Annotated in this window: 2 protein-coding genes; one reads left to right on the top strand and one right to left on the bottom strand. The window is 61.3% G+C overall.

All coding sequences use genetic code 11. The annotated features are described in order from the left end of the window. The first annotated feature begins 136 nt into the window (after positions 1 to 136). Entirely contained in the window at positions 137 to 1816 is a 1680-nt protein-coding gene (gene leuA / locus FEM54_RS30010) for a 2-isopropylmalate synthase (RefSeq protein WP_017138560.1), read from the top strand. A 247-nt stretch (positions 1817 to 2063) separates the two neighbouring features. Here the strand turns inward: leuA and FEM54_RS30005 are convergent. Further along, positions 2064 to 2695, bottom strand: a 632-nt coding sequence (locus FEM54_RS30005) for a nitrilase-related carbon-nitrogen hydrolase (protein ID WP_138454004.1), incomplete at its 5' end; no start/stop codon positions are given.

Genomic DNA, 2695 nt, shown 5'->3' with positions numbered 1-2695 from the left:
CGCCAGCACCGCAGCCTGTGCCTCGTCAGCGCACGACTGCCAGGCTGAATCGATCTGCCTCGTCCCAAGCTTCGCCCCCAATAACAGTTTTACGGCAGGCCGCCTTTTCTCGGCCCCTACTACAAAGGATTTCCCGATGAGCATGCTCAAAGACCCGTCTTCGAAATACCGCGCGTTCCCGACCATCGATATCCCGGACCGCACGTGGCCGTCGAAGACCATCACCGAAGCGCCGATCTGGTGCAGCTCCGACCTGCGTGATGGCAACCAGTCGCTGATCGAACCGATGGACGCCGCGAAAAAGCTGCGTTTCTGGAAGACCCTGGTGTCTGTAGGCGTGAAGGAAATCGAAGCCTCGTTCCCGGCCGCGTCGCAAACCGACTTCGACTTCGTGCGCACCTTGATCGAAGACAACCACATCCCCGCGGACACCACCATCCAGGTGCTGACCCAGGGCCGTGAAGACCTGATCGCACGTACTTTCGAATCCCTGCGCGGCGCTAAAAAGGCCATCGTGCACTTGTACAACGCCACATCGCCGTCGTTCCGCCGCATCGTGTTCAACCAGGACAAAGATGGCATCAAGGCCATCGCGGTCAACGCGGCAAAGCTGTTCGTCAAATACGCCGCCCAGCAGCCGGAAACCCAGTGGACTTTCGAGTACTCCCCAGAGACCTTCAGCGCCACGGAGCTGGAGTTCGCCAAGGAAGTGTGTGATGCGGTGATCGAGGTATGGAACCCGACGCCAGAGCACAAGATGATCCTCAACCTGCCGGCCACGGTTGAATGCGCGACACCCAACATCTATGCCGACCAGATCGAGTGGTTCGGCCGCCATATCAACCGTCGTGACAGCGTGATCATCAGCCTGCACACCCACAACGACCGCGGCACCGGCGTGGCCGCCACCGAGCTGGGCCTGATGGCCGGCGCTGACCGTGTCGAAGGCTGCCTGTTCGGCAACGGCGAGCGTACCGGTAACGTCGATCTCGTGACCGTAGCCTTGAACATGTACACCCAAGGCCTCGACCCGCAGCTGGACTTTTCCGATATCGACGGCGTGCGCAAAGTCGTCGAGGAGTGCAACCAGATTCAGGTGCACCCACGTCACCCGTACGTCGGCGACCTGGTGCACACCGCATTCTCCGGCTCCCACCAGGACGCAATCCGCAAGGGCTTTACCCAGCAGAAAGCCGACGCGCTGTGGGAAGTGCCGTACTTGCCGATCGACCCGGCGGATATCGGCCGCAGCTACGAGGCGGTGATCCGCGTAAACAGCCAGTCGGGCAAAGGCGGCATCGCCTACCTGCTGGAGCAGGAGTACGACATCAGCTTGCCACGCCGCATGCAAATCGAGTTCAGCCAAGTGGTACAGGCCGAGACCGACCGCGTGGGCCTGGAGATGACTGCACCACAGATCTACGCCTTGTTGCAGCGTGAATACCTGCAAGCCAACACCCCGTACGCGCTGGTCAGCCATCGCCTGCAGGAAGAAAACGGCAATAGCACCGTGGAAGTGGAAGTCTCGGGCAAGGGCCAGGGCGAAACCAACCTGCGCTGGAACGGCAAGGGCTACGGCACTTTGGAAGCGCTGGTGGCGGCGCTGCCGATCAAGGTTGAGATCATGGACTACAACGAACACGCGATCGGCGCCGGTACCCATGCCAAGGCGGCGGCTTACATCGAGCTGCGCGTGAACGGCGAGCGTCCGGTGCATGGTGTGGGGATCGATGAAAACATCACCACGGCGAGCTTCAAGGCGGTGTTCAGTGCGCTGAACCGCTCGTTGAGCCAGTTGGAAGCGAAGGCGGCGTAAGCACTGTCGCGGTAATGCAAAAGGCCCCTGGGTGAGAATCCAGGGGCCTGATCGTTCCCACGCTCTGCGTGGGAATACCTGCGGTGACGCTCTGCGTCACAACTCTGAAAGCGGACGCAGAGCGTCCGGGCTGCATTCCCACGCGGAGCGTGGGAACGATCTGTAGGGCCTCATCGCGGGCAAGCCCGGCTCCCACATTTGGAATGCATTCACCTGTGGGAGCGGGCTTGCCCGCGATAGCGGTCTGTCAGACAAACTGAAACCTATCGGCATCCAGATTCGCTGGAAATTTTTCGCGATACATCGCCAGCTCTGCCGCATTCAGGCACACCTGAAACACCCCGTCCGCCTCCCCCGCACTCAGCAAGGTCTCACCCTGGAAGTCCAGCACCTGGCTGTCCCCGGTGTAGGCAAAGCCCTTGCCATCGGTACCCACCCGATTGACTGCCGCCACGTAACACAGGTTCTCGATAGCACGCGCCGGCAGCAAGCGGTTCCAGTGCTGACGGCGCGCACCCGGCCAGTTCGCGGTGTACAGCAGCAGGTCAGTGTCCTGGGCATCACGGCTCCACACCGGGAAGCGCAAGTCGTAGCAAATCAACGGGCGTATACGCCAACCCTTCAACTCGAACTGTACCTGGCGCTCGCCGGGCGTGTAATGGTCGTGCTCGCCAGCCATACGGAACAGGTGACGCTTGTCATAGTGCAACACTTCCCCGTCCGGGCGTGCCCATAGCAGACGGTTACGGTGGCTGCCGTCGGCTGCCTGGATGATCACGCTGCCGGTGATCACCGCGTTGTACTTCGCCGCCTGGGCTTGCAGCCAATGATGAGTCGGGCCATGTTCCGGCTCGGCAAGGGTTTGCGACTCCATGGAGA

This window comes from Pseudomonas edaphica, assembly GCF_005863185.1.
GTDB lineage: Bacteria > Pseudomonadota > Gammaproteobacteria > Pseudomonadales > Pseudomonadaceae > Aquipseudomonas > Aquipseudomonas edaphica.
Note: the sequence above shows the minus strand (reverse complement) of the source record. Positions and strands in the feature narration are given on the sequence as shown.

Bases quoted from the DNA above. Each gene is read 5' to 3' on its own strand.
- leuA (WP_017138560.1), top strand. From the start codon at position 137: ATGAGCATGCTCAAAGACCCGTCTTCGAAATACCGCGCGTTCCCGACC.